Here is a 16,537-nt window from a genome sequence, read left to right as displayed (position 1 = left end):
TGAAAAAAGGGGGCTATTATACTGGAAATTCTGACTGACGATAAGCCCGCGACCGACTGTACGCGCGTTTGCTGCGCGCTTATTGCGCATTCTCACAAAATTTAACAAAATTTGTAAACCGTCCGCAGCTACATAACGCGTAAGGTATCCGCCGACGTCATTCATTTTTCAGGAGTTATTATGCTGGAACTCAATGCTGAGAAAACCGCACTGGTAGTGATCGATTTACAGGAAGGCATTTTACCTTTCGCCGGTGGCCCGCACACAGCGCAGGACGTGGTTCAACGCGCTGCAAAACTTGCGGAGAAATTTCGTGCCAACGGTTCGCCGGTAGTATTCGTGCGCGTTGGCTGGTCAGAGGGTTTCGCCGAAGCGCTGAAACAGCCGGTTGACGCGGCAACAGGCGGTCATACCCTGCCAGAAAACTGGTGGGTTTACCCGCAGGCACTGGGTAAAAAAGCGAGCGATATTGAAGTGACCAAACGCCAGTGGGGCGCGTTCTACGGTACCGATCTTGAGTTACAACTGCGCCGCCGCGGCATTGACACCATTGTGCTGTGCGGCATTTCCACCAATATCGGCGTGGAATCCACCGCGCGCAACGCCTGGGAATTGGGTTTTTCGCTGGTGATTGCAGAAGATGCTTGCAGCGCTGGCAGCAACGAGCAACATCAGGGTAGCCTGAAATATATCTTCCCGCGCATTAGCCGTGTTCGCACCACGGACGAGATCCTCAGCGCGTTATGATGTATGTCGGCTTGCCGCAATGGTCGCACCCTAAATGGGTGCGCCTTGGCATTACCAGCCTCGAAGAGTACGCCCGTCACTTTAATTGCGTCGAAGGCAACACCACGCTTTACGCGCTGCCAAAAGCTGAGATCGTGGCGCGCTGGCGCGAACAAACCACCGATGATTTCCGCTTCTGCTTTAAATTCCCCGCCACCATTTCGCATCAGGCGGCGCTGCGTAACTGCCGCGATCTGACAGACGAGTTTTTTCAACGAATGTCGCCGCTTGCCAACCGGATAGGCCAGTACTGGTTACAGCTTCCGGCAACCTTTGGCCCGCGCGATCTCCCCGCGTTGTGGGCATTTCTGGACGCGCTGCCTGTAGGTTTCACCTATGGCGCTGAAGTGCGCCACCCAACGTTTTTCGCTAAAGGCGAAGAGGAAAAAGTGCTCAATCAGGGCTTACATGCACGCGGCGTGAACCGGGTGATCCTTGATAGCCGACCGGTGCATAGCGCCATTCCCCACAATGAAGCGATCATCGAAGCGCAGCGCAAAAAGCCGAAAGTACCGGTACATGCGCTGATTACCGCCGGTCATCCAATGGTGCGTTTTATCGGCAGCGACAATATGGAACAAAATCGTCAGCTGTTTGCCGTATGGCTGCAAAAACTCCCGTTATGGGAGCAGACCACCACCCCCTATTTGTTTTTGCACACGCCGGATATCGCCCAGGCACCGGAACTGGTAGAAACCCTGTGGCAGGGTTTGCAGACCGCCATCCCGAGCGTTGGCGACGCCCCTTCTCTTCCGCTGCAATCTTCTCTTTTCTGAACGAACCACCTATCATTGTTAAGCGGTCACCAGAGCCTTAAAGGGAGTTAGTATGGTTAGCGCGCTTTACGCCGTGCTGGGTGCATTGTTACTCATAAAATTTTCTTTTGACGTTATTCGCCTGCGCACGCAATACCGTGTTAGCTACGGCGACGGCGGGTTCAGCGAGCTGCAAAGTGCGATACGCATTCACGGCAATGCGGTCGAGTACATTCCCGTCGCCCTTATTTTGCTGCTTTTTATGGAGATGGACGGTGCACAAACGTGGTTAGTGCATGTTTGTGGGCTGCTGCTGATCGCCGGTCGCCTGATGCATTATTACGGCTTTCACCACCGTCTGATCCGCTGGCGTCGTTCCGGTATGGGCGCAACCTTTTGTTCCCTGCTGCTGATGGTGCTGGCAAATCTGTGGTACATGCCCTGGGAGTTGGTTTTCTCCCTGCATTAGCGCACAATACGCCCCTTTGTTTTCCCGGATATTTACACTATGTCTCACCGCGACACGCTTTTTTCTGCGCCTATCGCCAGCCTGGGCGACTGGACTTTTGACGAACGGGTAGCCGAAGTCTTCCCGGACATGATCCAGCGTTCTGTACCGGGTTACTCCAATATTATCTCGATGATCGGCATGCTGGCGGAGCGCTTTGTCCAGCCTGCCACGCAGGTCTATGATCTCGGCTGCTCCCTGGGCGCGGCAACGCTCTCGGTGCGTCGCAACATTCACCACGCTGATTGCAAAATTATCGCCGTCGACAACTCGCCTGCCATGGTGGAACGCTGCCGTCGTCATATCGATGCCTATAAAGCGCCAACGCCCGTTGAAGTGATTGAAGGCGATATTCGCGATATTCACATTGAAAACGCCTCGATGGTGGTGCTCAACTTCACCTTGCAATTTCTGGAGCCAGACGACCGCCTGAAACTACTGCAGAAGGTTTACCAGGGGCTCAATCCTGGCGGCGCGTTAGTGTTGTCGGAAAAATTCAGTTTTGAAGACCAGACCGTCGGCGAACTGCTGTTCAATATGCACCACGATTTTAAACGTGCTAACGGCTACAGCGAACTGGAGATCAGCCAGAAACGCAGCATGCTGGAAAATGTGATGCTGACGGATTCTGTTGAAGCGCATAAAACCCGCCTGCGCACTGCCGGGTTTGAGCACTGCGAATTATGGTTCCAGTGCTTTAACTTTGGTTCGCTGGTGGCACTGAAGGCGGTTGAAGCATGATTGAGTTTGGCCGTTTTTATCAGCAAATTGCCACCGGTACGCTCGCGCACTGGCTGGAAACCTTACCCGCACAAATCTCCGCCTGGCAGCGTGAAGCACTGCACGGGCAGTTTAAGCAATGGAACAACGCGGTAGAATTTCTGCCGACCATCACGCCTGCAAAGCTGGATCTGCTGCACAGCGTCAGCGCGCAGAGCGACGAACCGCTCAGCGCCGGTCAACTCAAAGGTATGGAAACGCTGCTGCGTAATCTGATGCCGTGGCGCAAAGGGCCGTTTTCTCTGTATGGCATTGATATCGATACCGAGTGGCGTTCCGACTGGAAATGGGAGCGCGTCCTGCCGCACCTTTCCGATCTGAAAGGCCGCACAATTTTAGATGTCGGCTGCGGCAGCGGTTACCACCTGTGGCGCATGGTCGGCGCGGGTGCGCAGCTTGCCGTTGGTATCGATCCGACGCAGTTGTTTTTATGCCAGTTTGAAGCCGTGCGTAAATTGTTGGGCGACGATCGTCGCGCGCATCTCTTGCCGCTTGGCATTGAACAGCTTCCGGCGCTGAACGCCTTCGATACCGTGTTTTCCATGGGCGTGCTCTATCACCGCCGTTCACCGCTTGAGCATCTGTGGCAGTTGAAAGATCAACTGGTGAAAGAGGGCGAGCTGGTACTGGAAACGCTGGTGGTGGACGGCGATGAAAATACCGTGCTGGTGCCCGGTGACCGCTACGCGCAAATGCGTAACGTCTACTTTATCCCTTCTGCGCTGGCGCTGAAGAACTGGCTGGAGAAGTGCGGTTTTGTCGATGTACGCATTGCGGATACCAGCGTTACCAGCACCAAAGAGCAACGCCGCACGTCGTGGATGGTCACAGAATCACTGGCCGATTTTCTTAATCCGGCGGATAACAGTAAAACCGTTGAAGGTTACCCGGCGCCAGTTCGCGCGGTGCTGATAGCCCGGAAACCCTGAGTCGCTGCCCCCAGCCTGACGAGGGGGTTTCTACAGACAAAAAAAGGCCCCTGTTAATGGCAGGGGCCTGGTACAAGCAAGCATCATATTGGGCGACATGATGCGCGGTAAAAACTGTTACGGGCGATGGTGCAAAATCATCTCTTTCATCACCGCCACCGCATCGCCATCCACACCGTAGCGGGCATATTCATCCGCACTGGCATCTGACGACATCGATAATCCTGGATTGCGATAGCGCATCGGCGACGCTGTCCAGCGGCCTGCCGAGCTATGCACCTCTTTGATACCCGCATGGAGAAAGGTTTCAAGATTATCCGGACGCACCCCTGCGCCGGCCATAATGATTGGAACACCAGACCGGGCATTTAGTTCCGTGATTAATGAAAGTCCTTTTGCTGCCGACGGCTGCTGACCGGATGTGAGAATACGTGCGATGCCTAATTCCGCTAAATTATCAAACACCTGAAGTGGGTTGGCACACATATCGAACGCGCGATGAAAAGTTACCGCCATCCCCTGTGCGGCCTGCATAATTTCCCGCATGCGCACAATATCGACATCGCCCTCTTCCGTCAGCACGCCGGTGACCAGCCCGGGGAAACCCAGATCACGGAGCATCGCAATATCGCTCAGCATGGAGGCAAACTCATCGCCCCGGTAGCAAAAATCCCCACCGCGCGGGCGCACGATCGGGTGTACGGGAATGGTCACCGCCTGGCGAATCGCTTTTAACGCGCCAAAGGAAGGGGTTAATCCGCCCTCTTTCGGCGCGGCGCAAAACTCAATACGATCGGCGCCATATTGCTCAGCAATCACCGCGTCATCGACGCCATAACAACAGATTTCCAGTAAGGTCATTTCATCTCCCTCGGTTCAGCATGGCTTGTTTTCACAAGCGCTGTCGCCCGTTCGTTTCACTGCTCGCTCGCGACAATCTCTTCAATGGTCCACGGATGAAACTTCACGGTGACTTTGCCATCCGTCACCGCCAGCGTAGGATTGGGCAGCCGTTCACGTTCGCCTTTTGGTGAACTGGTTTTCACCGAAATACCCGGCTGGCTTAAACCCTCATCAGCCAGCAGCGCCAGCGCACGCGCGTTGAGCGTGGCGATATCGCCCGGAAGCACGATTTCAACATGCTCCCACCCTTCGTGCGAGTAGCGCTTTTCACCCGGCCATGGCAACTCGATCACCGTAAACTGCCAGTGGGCGACGCACACCGGCTCGCGCAGTTTGAACAGGCAAATCGGCCGACCATTAATGATGTTTTCCGACAGCAGTTCGCCGCATTGCTCAAAGCCACGCCGCCAGCGCTCCGCCGTGGTGTTCTGGTGACAGCGCAACGAGATGTGATCCGCATTTAAGGGTGCAATATCCAGCCCCAGACGGGTAGTTAAATTTTGCAAATCTTGGGTAAACCGTGGCAAATCTTCCACGATATCCTGCAACTCTTCGATGGTTTGCCAGGTACGCATAACAGTGCTCGCAAGTCATAACAAAGCGCATAATCTACCGTGTTATGCAGTGCTGACGCCACCGGGCATTTGCAGTATACTCCCGCCTTTATTAAACACCCGGACGCCGCCTCAGCGACGCGGTGTCCTAAAAGTAAGGTATCCCGGTGAATATTCAGGCTCTTCTCTCAGAAAAAGTCAGTCAGGCCATGATTGCAGCAGGCGCGCCAGCCGATTGTGAAGCGCAGGTTCGTCAGTCAGCAAAAATTCAGTTTGGCGACTATCAGGCTAACGGCGTGATGGCAGTGGCGAAAAAACTGGGCATGGCGCCGCGACAACTGGCCGAGCAGGTTCTGTCTCACCTTTCTCTTGACGGGATTGCCAATAAAGTTGAAATCGCCGGTCCTGGCTTTATCAATATTTTCCTCGCGCCTGAATTTCTCGCCTCGCAGGTAGATGCGGCGCTGAAATCCGCTCGTCTGGGCGTAACAACACCGCAGCCGCAAACCGTGGTTATCGACTACTCCGCGCCGAACGTGGCGAAAGAGATGCACGTCGGCCACCTGCGCTCAACCATCATTGGCGATGCGTCGGTTCGTACGCTGGAGTTCCTCGGCCATAATGTGATTCGCGCCAACCACGTCGGCGACTGGGGCACCCAGTTCGGCATGTTGATTGCCTACCTTGAGCTGCAGCAGCAAGAGAATGCCGGTGAAATGGCGCTGGCCGATCTTGAAGGTTTTTACCGCGAAGCCAAAAAACATTACGACGAAGACGCGGCGTTCGCTGAACGTGCACGCGCTTACGTGGTGAAGCTGCAAGGCGGCGACGAATATTGCCGTGAAATGTGGCGCAAGCTGGTCGATATCACCATGAGTCAGAACCAGAAAACCTACGAACGCCTGAACGTGACGCTGACCCGTAAAGATGTCATGGGCGAAAGCCTGTATAACCCGATGTTACCGGGCATCGTTGAAGATCTGAAAGCCAAAGGTCTGGCCGTCGAGAGCGAAGGCGCGACCGTGGTGTTCCTGGATGAGTACAAAAACAAAGAAGGCGAACCGATGGGCGTCATCATCCAGAAAAAGGATGGCGGCTACCTGTACACCACAACCGACATCGCCTGTGCGAAGTACCGTTATGAAACGCTGCATGCCGATCGCGTGCTCTACTACATCGACTCCCGTCAGCATCAGCACCTGATGCAGGCCTGGACCATCGTGCGCAAAGCCGGTTATGTGCCGGATTCCGTGCCGCTGGAACACCACATGTTCGGCATGATGCTTGGCAAAGACGGCAAGCCGTTCAAAACCCGCGCGGGCGGAACAGTGAAGCTTTCCGATCTGCTGGATGAAGCGCTGGAGCGCGCCCGTCGACTGGTGGCAGAAAAGAACCCGGATATGTCTGCCGACGAGCTGGAAAAACTGGCCAACGCGGTCGGTATCGGCGCGGTGAAATATGCGGATCTGTCGAAAAACCGCACCACCGATTACGTTTTTGACTGGGATAACATGCTGGCTTTTGAAGGCAACACTGCCCCGTACATGCAGTACGCTTACACCCGCGTACTCTCCGTATTCCGCAAAGCGGGTATTGAAGAGAGCGTGCTGGAAAACGCACCAGTGGTGATTGGCGAAGAGCGTGAATCCCAGTTGGCCGCGCGCCTGTTGCAGTTCGAAGAGACGCTCACCGTCGTTGCACGTGAAGGCACGCCGCATGTGATGTGCGCCTATCTGTACGATCTGGCGGGTCTGTTCTCTGGCTTCTACGAGCACTGTCCGATCCTCAGCGCCGAAAACGATGAAACCCGTTTAAGCCGACTGAAACTGGCACTGCTTACGGCAAAAACGCTGAAACTCGGTCTGGATACGCTGGGTATTGAAACCGTTGAGCGTATGTAATCGCCTCCGTTTTTAGCCGTAAAAAACCACCTGCATAGCAGGTGGCATTGATAGCGCCCCATAGGGGCGTACTAAGTCCAGACTCTGAGAGCCTTCCCTTCACACCTCTTTTAGTGGAAGTTGGCTCTCTTCAACTTCATGCTTTTCCTGGTACTTCACGTACTTTCTTATCATTTCTTCGTTTATACCTACGGTATCCACGCAGTAACCCCGTGCCCAGAAGTGATTGCCCCACAACTTATTCTTCCGTAGATAAGGAAATTTACTGAACAATCGAAGGGCTGTTTTACCCTTTAAGTGACCTATTACATGGGAAATTGAAAGCCGTGGTGGCACTTTTACCAGCAAATGAACATGATCTATCTGGACATTCAGCTCCACCACTTCTATCCCGAGCTGTTCACTTGAGATCCTTATCTGTTTATAGACCTCTTTGCCAACATTGTTCCTCAGGATGCGAAATCGGTACTTGGGTGTCCAAACGATATGATATTGACAACACCAGAGCACATGAGATGCTCTCTGGAATCTACTCATGGTTAAATCCTTATCAGTTATGGGGATAACGGATTCGGATTTTCCCATGAGTAGCATTATTGGCAGAGCCAACTTGTTGCTGACCACCTCCATAGGAGGTGGTGTTCATGCAAGGATAAAAAACCCCGGTTAACCGGGGTTTTTCTTTTATCGCCGCTCAGAAATATTTGCGCAGATACTCCGTCAAACAGAGCATCGCCATCGCCTGGCCATATGGCATTGAGGTCAGCGGGATCTGGCGGTAAAATTCCAGATTACTGCCCATACCGGTACCAAACGACACCTGCAACAACTCTCCTTCCGGCGAGATATGACCCACAATCGCTTTCACCGCTTTCTCTGCCACGTCCGTGTAATCGGTGCTGATATAACGCTTACGCAGCGCTTTCAGAATGCCATAAGCAAACCCGGCGGTTGCCGAGGCTTCCAGATAAGAATCCGGATCGTCGAGCAGCGTATGCCATAACCCGCTTTCATGCTGACACTTCGCCAGCGCGGCGACTTGTGCATTCAACACCTGGACCAGATAACGGCGCACCGCATTGTTTTCCGGCAGATCGACAAGCTCAAGGAAATCCGGGATAACAATGGTCAGCCAGCTATTACCGCGCGCCCAGCGGGCGTTGGCAAAGTTATGGTGACCATCATAATTCCAGCCGTGGAACCACAGCCCGGTTTCCCTGTCCATCAGGTTCTGCACATGCAACAGAAACTGATACACCGCCTCTTCCACATAGTCTGGGCGGTTGAGCAATTTGCCGATTTTCGCCAGCGGCAGCACGGTCATCATCAGCGTGTCGTCCCACATCTGCTGGTGATTCTCCTCCGCCAGCGTAATGTGCTGCATCCCGCCGCAGTCGGTGCGCGGCATCTCGTTCATCGCCCATTCAGCCCAGCTTTCCAGCCATGGCAAATAGCACGGATTGCCGGTCTCTTCATAGCGATACGCCAGCGTCAGGAACGGTGCCATGGTGTTGACGTTTTTAGTGGTCGCGCCTTCGGCAAAACGGTCGGCGAACCAGTTATCAATCACCTCGCGCACGCCCTCTTCCCCGGTCTGGCGGTAATACTGATACATCCCGTACAGGCCCACGCCGTGCGTCCACTCCCAGCCAGCCCAGCCTTTGGTATCAATCACGCGCCCATCGTCGAGACGGAGTAAAAACTCGCCGGTGTTGTCGTGAATATTGACCAGGTTATGCGTCACCTTGCGGATCAACGCTTTCAGTTCATCACGGGCGATAAAACGCTCTGGCTGACGCAGTAACGGGCTGTGTTTGACAGGCCAAACCTTCATGTTCTTAACCTCAGTTGTAAGTCGATTTCAGTGACGCGTCTTTCAGCGATGGCGCGGCAGGTTTATTGCGATTCAGATAGCCGATATTGTTGTTTCCCCACAGGGATTCATAAGGCATGCCCGCCAGCATTTCGACGGTTTCACGCGCCTGCGGAGTAATGCTTTCTGGCATTGCGCGACCGCTCTGGCGCATTTTGGCGGTTTCTTCACGCAGCACACTGTGGGTTTTCAGGTTCAGCTTGAAGCGTAAAGAGACGAGGAAGCCGCAGCACAGCACCGCAATGGTGCCAAAGCACATGATCATCAAAATGGTGTGGCTCACTTCCGGCACCTGCGTTTTCTGCCCGGAGACAAAGCCAGAAGCCTGCATCACAATCCCTACCAGCATTACCGCACCTGCCTGCGAGGCTTTACGAGTCAGCGTCATGATCCCGGCGAAGATCCCTTCACGGCGCTGGCCGGTGACCACTTCGTCAATATCCGCAATGTAGGTATAAGTGTTCCACGGTACGTAGTTGATACCACCGCGTCCCAGACCGGCAACGGCGGAAACCAGCAACAGCAGCGAATAAACATCGCTCAAGCCGGCGTAGTAGAGCACGGCATACGAGGCGGCGCTCAGACCGAACAGCACCACCACCATGCGGTATGACGGCGCAGGACCGAAGCGGATGCACAGCGGGATCATGGCGATAACGGCGATGAACTGGAAAATCGCCATCGTGCCCAGCAAGTTGGAGGCCAGCGAGGCTTCCTGCATCAGCACAAACACCACGTAATAGGTGAATACCGCGTTAAACACGTCCTGCGCAATATAGCCTCCGAGGTACATCCCCAGGTGCTGGCGGAAAATCTTGATCCGCAGCGTGGAGCTGAGCTCAACAAACAGGCGGCGCAAACTTTGCCCAAGCGTGAGACTCTTTTTCTCTTCTTCCGCGCGCAGCGCCGCTTCGGTCCACTCTTCGCGCGGACGCTCCCAGGTAAAGCACCAGACAAACGTCAGCATCAGCGCACAGAGCACCGAGAACACCAGGCTTGCGTAGAAAAAGGAGACCGGGTTGTCTTTTCCAAAGTGTGACAGCAGAACGCCCGGCAGGAACGAGGCCAGAATCGCCGACATCTGCGCCATGGAGATACGCGCGCCGGAAAATTTGGTTTTCTGTTTAAAGTCGTCAGTCATTTCCGGCACCAGCGTTTCGTACGGCACCAGAATCATGGTGTAGACCACATCAAACAGCAGATACGTCAGCAGGTAATACCAGAAACTCATGTCCCCTACCCACATTATCGAGTAGCTGAACACACAAGGAATTCCCAGCATAATAAAGAACTTACGCCGCCCGAAGCGTTTACCAAGCCAGGTCGAACCAAAGTTATCGGTTAAAAAGCCCATCAGCGGGCTGACCACCGCATCCAGCACCCTTGCTGTCGCGAAGATAAAAGTCGCTTCAATAGGCGTCAGGCCGCAAAAGGTCGTATAGAAATAGAGTAACCATGCTGCGGTTAACGCGGTTGTGCCCGCACCCAGAAAATCGCCCGAGCCATAGGCGAGATAATTTGCCAATCCAATTTTTCGTGTTTTCATTGCCGTCAACCCTGTTCATTTTGGGGGACCTTTGACGATCCGGCTTAGCCAAAGGAATTTCTTACACGGCTAAAGTAAGAGGATGTGCAACGGGAAACCTTTCTGTTTCTGCCATCAAAATTACGCGGCTGGCAAAAATGCAAAGAGTGTCGATACGCGCTTCACTGATTTATAAAACAGCGTTTCTTTTGCATCAAAAGGAGCGGTCAAAAATGCGGGCCGGATAGCAAAATCCCGCCATTGCGGCGGGATTTCGGGCGGAAAACGAGCTAACTACTTGAAGCGCAGCGGTTAGTTTTGCTGAGCTGGCTGGCGGTAATTGACCAGCACTTTATTACTACGGACGTCCAGCGGCGGCCATAAACGTCCACCGCCAGGCACTTCCCAGACAAAACGCAGCGATTCGAGCGCCGGGACATCGGTAAAGCCGCGCGTGGTGCCACTCTGCCCATCCAGCTCGACACAGCGCGCCTGTGAGCAGAGTCGAACCACTAACCCGGCAGGCGTCGGGCCATTTAATTCATAGCGCCAGGAGACATCCGTCATCAGCCCGTTTACCGGCTGCGACGGACCAAGCGGTCGCGATGAAGAGACCACGCCGCGGTTATCCAGCCGGATACCGATACTGCTGGCCTGCCACATGCCTTCGCCAATGCCGTTTCCGGCCGCGTGAGCAAACAACGGCAGAGCCACCAACCACGCCAGCAAACGCATTATTTGCCTCCGATGGTCGCAGTCATACGGATGCTGCGGTTATCCGACATTTCCATATTCGACAACACCACCAGTTGCGGTAGGCTGCGGCGCAGGAAGCGCGCCAGCAGTGGACGCAGCGCATGGTTCACCAGCAACACCGGCGGCGCTCCCAACATTTCCTGGCGCGTCAACGCTTCCTGTGTTTGTTCCAGTAAGCGATCGGCAAGACCTGGTTCCAGACCGCCACCGCCCTGCAATGCCTGCAACAGTAAACGTTCAAGCGGCGTATCAAGACCAATCACCTGCACTTCATCATTACCCGGGAACCACTGCTGGGTAATGGCGCGGCCCAGTGCCACTCGAACCACCGCCGTGAGTTCGTGCGGATCGGTTTGCAGTGGCGCATGCTCGGCCAGCGTTTCCAGAATGGTGCGCATATCGCGGATGGGCACTTTTTCGGCCAGCAGGTTTTGCAGCACTTTGTGCAGCGTAGTCAGCGTGACCACGCCCGGCACCAGATCTTCGGTCAGCTTCGGCATCTCCTGGCTCACCCGGTCAAGCAGTTGCTGCGCTTCCTGGCGACCAAACAGCTCCGCCGAGAATTGACCAATCAGGTGGTTAAGATGAGTTGCCACCACGGTACTGGCTTCCACAACGGTGTAGCCCTGGATCTGCGCTTGTTCTTTCAATGCGCTCTCAATCCAGATAGCGGCCAGGCCAAAGGCCGGGTCCACAGTTTGCTCGCCCGGCAGCGTACCCGCTGCCGTGCCCGGGTTAATCGCCAGCCAGCGCCCTGGGTAGGCCTCGCCGCTGCCAATTTCCACCCCTTTCATCAGGATGCGGTAACGCGCCGGCGGCAGATCCATATTGTCACGAATGTGAACAACAGGCGGCAGGAAGCCCATATCCTGCGCAAATTTCTTACGAATACTGCGGATACGACCTAACAGTTCGCCATCCTGCTGGAAGTCCACCATCGGGATCAGGCGATAACCCACTTCCATGCCGAGGGAATCTTCAAGCTGCACATCGTTCCAGGTGGCTTCTACCGCCTGGGTATTTTCCGGCAGCTTCATCGGCGCGGCTTCAGCAGGTGCGGCCTGGTCTTTACCACGCAGCCACCAGGCAAGACCCAGCAGCGCGGCGGTAAACAGCAGGAACACAAAGTTCGGCATCCCCGGCACCAGTCCCAGCAGGCCGAGTACGCCGGCGCTGAGCATCATCACGCGCGGGTTGCTGAACAACTGGCCAACCATCTGCTGGCCAACATCCTGATCGGTGCTAACGCGGGTGACGATAACACCCGCTGCGGTAGAGATAACCAGCGCCGGGATCTGCGCAACCAGACCGTCACCGATGGTAAGCAAGGTGTAACTTGAGGCCGCATCGCCCATCGACAGACCATGTTGCAAAACGCCCACCAGCAAACCGCCGATGACGTTGATAACCATGATCAGAATACCGGCGATGGCGTCGCCGCGAACGAACTTACTCGCACCGTCCATCGAACCGTAGAAGTCCGCTTCTTGCGTCACTTCAGAACGGCGGCGTTTCGCTTCGTCTTCACCAATAATCCCGGCGTTGAGATCGGCGTCAATCGCCATCTGTTTACCGGGCATCCCATCAAGTACGAAACGCGCGCCCACTTCGGCGATACGTCCCGCACCTTTGGTGATAACCATAAAGTTGATGATAACGAGGATGACGAACACCACGATACCGATGGCGAAGTTACCGCCAACGAGGAAGTGACCGAAGGCTTCAACCACCCGCCCTGCCGCCGCCGATCCCGTATGCCCTTCCATCAGGATAATACGCGTCGAGGCGACGTTCAGCGCCAGGCGCAGCAAGGTGGTAAACAGCAGGATGGTTGGGAATGCGGCGAATTCCAGCGTGCGCTGGGTGAACATCGCCACCAACAGCACCATGATGGAAAGTGCGATGTTAAAGGTAAACAACAGGTCGAGGACAAACGCCGGTAGCGGCAGCACCATCATCGACAAAATAAGCAAAATGAGCACCGGCCCGGCGAGAACTTGCCATTGGGTCGATTTCAGATTGCTGGGTAGACGCAGCATTGCTACCAGATTAGCCATCAGTGTCCTTCTCGTTCAAAAAGTCCAGCGCCTCAGGCACCGGGAGATTCTCAGGTTTAACAGGTCGTTGCCCGCCGGACAGACGCCAGCGTTTCAACTGCCATACCCACGCCAGCACTTCGGCAACGGCCGCATACAGCTGGCCCGGGATTTGCTGACCAATTTCAGAATGGCGATAGAGCGCACGCGCCAGCGGCGGCGCTTCGAGGATCGGCACACGGTTCTCCGTCCCCAGTTCACGAATACGCAGCGCAATCATTCCCGCGCCTTTTGCCACCACTTTCGGCGCACTCATCTTATTCTCGTCATATTGCAGCGCGACGGAGTAGTGCGTCGGGTTGGTTACAATTACATCTGCTTTTGGCACATCGGCCATCATGCGACGGCGCGCCGCTGCACGCTGCATCTGGCGGATGCGGCCTTTAATGTGCGGGTCGCCTTCGCTCTGTTTAAATTCGTCGCGGATGTCCTGGCGGGACATCCGCAGTTTTTTCAGATGGCTGTAGATCTGCCAGAAAACGTCAAACCCCACCATCGGGATAATGCTCAGCGCCACCAGCATGGCGCACAATCCGGCCAGATTGAGGGCGCTCGCCATTGCGGTCAGCGGCGATTCGCTCATCAGGCGCATCATATCCGGCCAGTGATGCAATAAAAAAAAGCCTGCGACGCTGCCCATTAGCAGCGCTTTCATCAATGCTTTCACCAGCTCCGCACCCACTTGCGCGGAAAACAAACGCCCCAACCCGCTGAGCGGGTTGAGTTTGGAAAATTTAAACTCCAGCGATTTGGTGCTGAACACCAGCCCACCCAGCATCACCGGCGCGATAAGCGCAATGATCACCACGCCCGTCAGCAGCGGCAACATGCCGATCAGCACGTTTTTTAACATCACGATGATCTGCCCGAGGATCAGGTTCTGGTCACTGATAATCTTGTGGTCAAAACGCAGTCCGGATGAGAGCGCCATCGATAACCTGCGACCAAACGCTGCACCGCCAAACCACAGAATGCCGATACCGACCAACATGATCAGTAGCGATGTCAGTTCTTTGGATCGGGGGACTTGCCCTTCTTCGCGCGCTTTCTCTAGTCGGTGCGCTGTGGGGGCTTCTGTTTTGTCGTCGTTGTCTTCAGAGGCCACGGCCAACACATCCACGGGTTACAGGTTTGATGACATATTGCCAGAGTCAAGCCTGTCCAATGGGCAGAGTAAGGCATAAAAACAGAGGGTTTTCGCCATTTGAGTTGTCGCGTCATGTTCAACCCCGCATGCTGAAACGCAGACCAAACGGCAACGTTATTGCGAAAATCCTGCCTAAAGGCCATTTTTTATCGACATATCCTGATTCTTAATCGCAGAACAGAAATGCCAGCGCTCTCCTTTATAATGGTCGGCTTCGCGTATTTATCGGCACGGACGTTATTTTTTATGCCACGACATCTGGACAGAATCTCGCACACGGCAATTTGCATCGCGGCGTTTGTTATCTATTACAGCCTCTTTTATTTAGCCTTTTTTATTCCCGGTTTTATGACGCTTTATCGAAATGGTCTTGCCGCGCCGTTTCTCAGCACCGCGCTGTTATTACCTTGCTCGTTACTACTCTGGCGCTATTACGCGCGCCGTTTTGACGGGCTGTTGCCCTTTGGCACACTGGCACTGCGCAACGTAACGGTGCCGCTGCTGGCGCTGGTGGTGATGCTGGTGATGGAAAAACTGTTTCAGCAGCCTGAACCCTGGCTTGATTCGCTGCGCGATTACACCGGGTTGACCCGCTGGGCGTGGATTTTAACGGCGTGCCTGGTAGCACCCGTGAGTGAAGAGATTATCTTTCGTGGCTTTTTACTCAATGCCAGTCTGGGGTGGGGAAAAGTGCCGCAGCAAGTGGGGATTGTGCTGACCTCATTGCTGTTCTCCGTCATCCATATGCAGTATCACGCGCCTATTACCTTCGTTCAGCTCTTTATTTTTTCTGCGGTGCTGTGTGTGGTCAGGCTCGGCACGGGCGGCTTGATTGTCCCGATTGTGCTGCATGCGCTGGCAAACACCTTCTCAATTGGGGATATTTTCCTGCAATAAAAAAGGGAAGGTTTCCCCCTTCCCTTTTCATTGTCAGGCCTGCACCTTCAGGCGGGCTGAAGGTGCAGGTACAGACAGATCAGAAGCCCAGGCTGTCGAGCAGATCGTCGACCTGATCCTGGCTTGCCACTACGCCCGCTTTGGTCGCGTCGAGTTGTGGGCCATTGAGCAGGCTGTCGTTTTCACGCTTCGGACGCGCGGACTGATCCGGGATATTCTCCAGCAGCACCATCAGCAGCTGACGTTCGATCTCCTGGATAACATCCATCATGCGTTTGATAACCTGACCGGTGAGGTCCTGGAAATCCTGCGCCATCATGATGTCCAGCAACTGGGCGTTGGTGAAGCTGGTGTGCCCCGGAATTTCGCCAAGGAATTTGCGCGTATCGGTCACCAGTTCACGCGCATCCGCCAGTTCGATCGGGTTTTCAAACCACTCGTCCCAACGTTTGCTCAGTGCTTTCGAACCCTTTTCCATCTCATCCTGGTGCGGCTGAGAAGCTTCAACGCTATTAAGCGCGCGTTCTGCCGCTTGCGCGGTCATCTGCACTACATAATCCAGACGGTCGCGCGCGTCCGGAATGGCTTCCGCCGCTTCGGCAATCGCCTGGTCAAGACCTAACTCGCGCAGGCTATCACGCAACATACGCGTCAGACTGCCGATCCGGGCAATGATGTCGCTGGGTGAATGTTCGTCCGCTGGTTTAATTGAAGGTTGAATCATTAGCCAGTCCTCACATGCCAAGTTTCTCGAAGATCTTACCGAGTTTCTCTTCCAGGGTTGCCGCGGTAAACGGTTTCACCACATAGCCGCTCGCACCGGCCTGCGCCGCCGCGATGATGTTCTCTTTTTTCGCTTCTGCTGTAACCATCAGCACCGGCATGGAGGCCATATTGCTGTCGGCACGAATCGTTTTCAGCAGTTCCAGACCGTCCATGTTTGGCATGTTCCAGTCGGAGATAACAAAACCGAAGCCACCCGTCTGCAATTTGTTTAACGCATCAACACCGTCTTCTGCTTCTTCAACGTTGTTAAATCCCAGCTCTTTCAGCAGGTTACGCACAATTCGACGCATGGTGGAAAAGTCATCCACAACCAAAAACTTAAGCTCTTTATCCGCCATAAA

At 54.7% G+C, this 16,537-nt stretch carries 17 protein-coding genes; 7 read left to right on the top strand and 10 right to left on the bottom strand.

What is annotated here, in order from left to right:
- Positions 1-180 precede the first annotated feature (180 nt).
- From C813_RS32270 to cmoB, 5 genes are read left to right on the top strand one after another with little or no spacing between them, the layout of a single operon-like run.
- The gene (locus C813_RS32270) at positions 181-747 is read left to right on the top strand and encodes a hydrolase (RefSeq protein WP_017456925.1); all 567 of its coding nucleotides are present in this window, start codon (positions 181-183) and stop codon (positions 745-747) included.
- Positions 744-1,562, top strand: a complete 819-nt coding sequence (locus C813_RS32265; RefSeq protein WP_017456924.1) for a DUF72 domain-containing protein — start codon at positions 744-746, stop codon at positions 1,560-1,562. The genes C813_RS32270 and C813_RS32265 overlap by 4 nt, the downstream gene beginning before the upstream one ends.
- A 52-nt stretch (positions 1,563-1,614) precedes the next feature.
- The gene (locus C813_RS32260; RefSeq protein WP_017456923.1) at positions 1,615-2,010 is read left to right on the top strand and encodes an MAPEG family protein; all 396 of its coding nucleotides are present in this window, start codon (positions 1,615-1,617) and stop codon (positions 2,008-2,010) included.
- 39 nt (positions 2,011-2,049) lie between these two features.
- Positions 2,050-2,790 carry a carboxy-S-adenosyl-L-methionine synthase CmoA gene (gene cmoA, locus C813_RS32255; RefSeq protein ID WP_017456922.1) on the top strand — a complete coding sequence of 247 codons (741 nt, stop codon included), beginning with the start codon at positions 2,050-2,052 and terminating at the stop codon, positions 2,788-2,790.
- Complete coding sequence (gene cmoB / locus C813_RS32250; protein WP_017456921.1) at positions 2,787-3,758, top strand: tRNA 5-methoxyuridine(34)/uridine 5-oxyacetic acid(34) synthase CmoB; 972 nt, start codon at positions 2,787-2,789, stop codon at positions 3,756-3,758. Before cmoA ends, cmoB begins: the two co-directional genes overlap by 4 nt.
- Before the next feature lie 117 nt (positions 3,759-3,875).
- Here the strand turns inward: cmoB and cutC are convergent, their stop codons facing one another.
- Together cutC and C813_RS32240 are read right to left on the bottom strand one after the other, a co-directional pair.
- A complete protein-coding gene (gene cutC, locus C813_RS32245) occupies positions 3,876-4,619 on the bottom strand; it encodes a copper homeostasis protein CutC (protein ID WP_017456920.1) in 744 nt (247 codons plus the stop codon).
- Positions 4,620-4,675: 56 nt separating this feature from the next.
- A complete protein-coding gene (locus tag C813_RS32240) occupies positions 4,676-5,236 on the bottom strand; it encodes a VOC family protein (protein ID WP_017456919.1) in 561 nt (186 codons plus the stop codon).
- A gap of 146 nt (positions 5,237-5,382) precedes the next feature.
- Between C813_RS32240 and argS the strand changes: the two genes are divergently transcribed.
- A complete protein-coding gene (argS, locus tag C813_RS32235) occupies positions 5,383-7,116 on the top strand; it encodes an arginine--tRNA ligase (protein ID WP_017456918.1) in 1,734 nt (577 codons plus the stop codon).
- 99 nt (positions 7,117-7,215) lie between these two features.
- Here argS and tnpA read toward each other — a convergent pair whose 3' ends face one another.
- The 6 genes from tnpA to flhB all read right to left on the bottom strand — a co-directional run bounded on the left by tnpA (position 7,216) and on the right by flhB (position 14,471).
- Positions 7,216-7,653, bottom strand: a complete 438-nt coding sequence (tnpA, locus tag C813_RS32230; RefSeq protein WP_025263572.1) for an IS200/IS605 family transposase — start codon at positions 7,651-7,653, stop codon at positions 7,216-7,218.
- A 157-nt stretch (positions 7,654-7,810) separates the two neighbouring features.
- On the bottom strand, positions 7,811-8,950 hold the full coding sequence (gene bglB, locus C813_RS32225) for a beta-galactosidase BglB (protein ID WP_017458299.1): 1,140 nt from the start codon (positions 8,948-8,950) through the stop codon (positions 7,811-7,813).
- A gap of 10 nt (positions 8,951-8,960) precedes the next feature.
- Positions 8,961-10,535 (bottom strand): MFS transporter, encoded by a 1,575-nt coding sequence (locus C813_RS32220; protein WP_017458300.1) that lies wholly within the window; start codon positions 10,533-10,535, stop codon positions 8,961-8,963.
- Positions 10,536-10,826: 291 nt separating this feature from the next.
- Complete coding sequence (flhE, locus tag C813_RS32215; protein ID WP_017458301.1) at positions 10,827-11,249, bottom strand: flagellar protein FlhE; 423 nt, start codon at positions 11,247-11,249, stop codon at positions 10,827-10,829.
- A complete protein-coding gene (flhA, locus tag C813_RS32210) occupies positions 11,249-13,327 on the bottom strand; it encodes a flagellar biosynthesis protein FlhA (RefSeq protein WP_017458302.1) in 2,079 nt (692 codons plus the stop codon). Before flhA ends, flhE begins: the two co-directional genes overlap by 1 nt.
- On the bottom strand, positions 13,320-14,471 hold the full coding sequence (flhB, locus tag C813_RS32205; RefSeq protein ID WP_025263571.1) for a flagellar biosynthesis protein FlhB: 1,152 nt from the start codon (positions 14,469-14,471) through the stop codon (positions 13,320-13,322). Before flhB ends, flhA begins: the two co-directional genes overlap by 8 nt.
- A 288-nt stretch (positions 14,472-14,759) precedes the next feature.
- Here flhB and C813_RS32200 point away from each other — a divergent pair, with 288 nt between their 5' ends.
- Complete coding sequence (locus C813_RS32200) at positions 14,760-15,410, top strand: CPBP family intramembrane glutamic endopeptidase (RefSeq protein ID WP_025263570.1); 651 nt, start codon at positions 14,760-14,762, stop codon at positions 15,408-15,410.
- 79 nt (positions 15,411-15,489) lie between these two features.
- Here the strand turns inward: C813_RS32200 and cheZ are convergent, their stop codons facing one another.
- Together cheZ and cheY are read right to left on the bottom strand one after the other, a co-directional pair.
- Entirely contained in the window at positions 15,490-16,134 is a 645-nt protein-coding gene (gene cheZ, locus C813_RS32195) for a protein phosphatase CheZ (protein ID WP_017458305.1), read from the bottom strand.
- Between the two features lie 10 nt (positions 16,135-16,144).
- Positions 16,145-16,534, bottom strand: a complete 390-nt coding sequence (gene cheY, locus C813_RS32190) for a chemotaxis response regulator CheY (RefSeq protein ID WP_007371559.1) — start codon at positions 16,532-16,534, stop codon at positions 16,145-16,147.
- Positions 16,535-16,537: the final 3 nt, after the last annotated feature.

It is taken from the genome of Kosakonia sacchari SP1 (assembly GCF_000300455.3).
GTDB classification, from domain to species: Bacteria; Pseudomonadota; Gammaproteobacteria; order Enterobacterales; family Enterobacteriaceae; genus Kosakonia; species Kosakonia sacchari.
The sequence above is the reverse complement of the archived record's forward strand: the minus strand, read 5'-3'. Positions and strand labels throughout refer to the sequence as shown.

Bases quoted from the DNA above. Each gene is read 5' to 3' on its own strand.
- C813_RS32270 (WP_017456925.1), top strand. From the start codon at position 181: ATGCTGGAACTCAATGCTGAGAAAACCGCACTGGTAGTGATCGATTTA.
- C813_RS32265 (WP_017456924.1), top strand. From the start codon at position 744: ATGATGTATGTCGGCTTGCCGCAATGGTCGCACCCTAAATGGGTGCGC.
- C813_RS32260 (WP_017456923.1), top strand. From the start codon at position 1,615: ATGGTTAGCGCGCTTTACGCCGTGCTGGGTGCATTGTTACTCATAAAA.
- cmoA (WP_017456922.1), top strand. From the start codon at position 2,050: ATGTCTCACCGCGACACGCTTTTTTCTGCGCCTATCGCCAGCCTGGGC.
- cmoB (WP_017456921.1), top strand. From the start codon at position 2,787: ATGATTGAGTTTGGCCGTTTTTATCAGCAAATTGCCACCGGTACGCTC.
- cutC (WP_017456920.1), bottom strand. From the start codon at position 4,619: ATGACCTTACTGGAAATCTGTTGTTATGGCGTCGATGACGCGGTGATT.
- C813_RS32240 (WP_017456919.1), bottom strand. From the start codon at position 5,236: ATGCGTACCTGGCAAACCATCGAAGAGTTGCAGGATATCGTGGAAGAT.
- tnpA (WP_025263572.1), bottom strand. From the start codon at position 7,653: ATGAGTAGATTCCAGAGAGCATCTCATGTGCTCTGGTGTTGTCAATAT.
- bglB (WP_017458299.1), bottom strand. From the start codon at position 8,950: ATGAAGGTTTGGCCTGTCAAACACAGCCCGTTACTGCGTCAGCCAGAG.
- C813_RS32220 (WP_017458300.1), bottom strand. From the start codon at position 10,535: ATGAAAACACGAAAAATTGGATTGGCAAATTATCTCGCCTATGGCTCG.
- flhE (WP_017458301.1), bottom strand. From the start codon at position 11,249: ATGCGTTTGCTGGCGTGGTTGGTGGCTCTGCCGTTGTTTGCTCACGCG.
- flhA (WP_017458302.1), bottom strand. From the start codon at position 13,327: ATGGCTAATCTGGTAGCAATGCTGCGTCTACCCAGCAATCTGAAATCG.
- C813_RS32200 (WP_025263570.1), top strand. From the start codon at position 14,760: ATGCCACGACATCTGGACAGAATCTCGCACACGGCAATTTGCATCGCG.
- cheZ (WP_017458305.1), bottom strand. From the start codon at position 16,134: ATGATTCAACCTTCAATTAAACCAGCGGACGAACATTCACCCAGCGAC.
- cheY (WP_007371559.1), bottom strand. From the start codon at position 16,534: ATGGCGGATAAAGAGCTTAAGTTTTTGGTTGTGGATGACTTTTCCACC.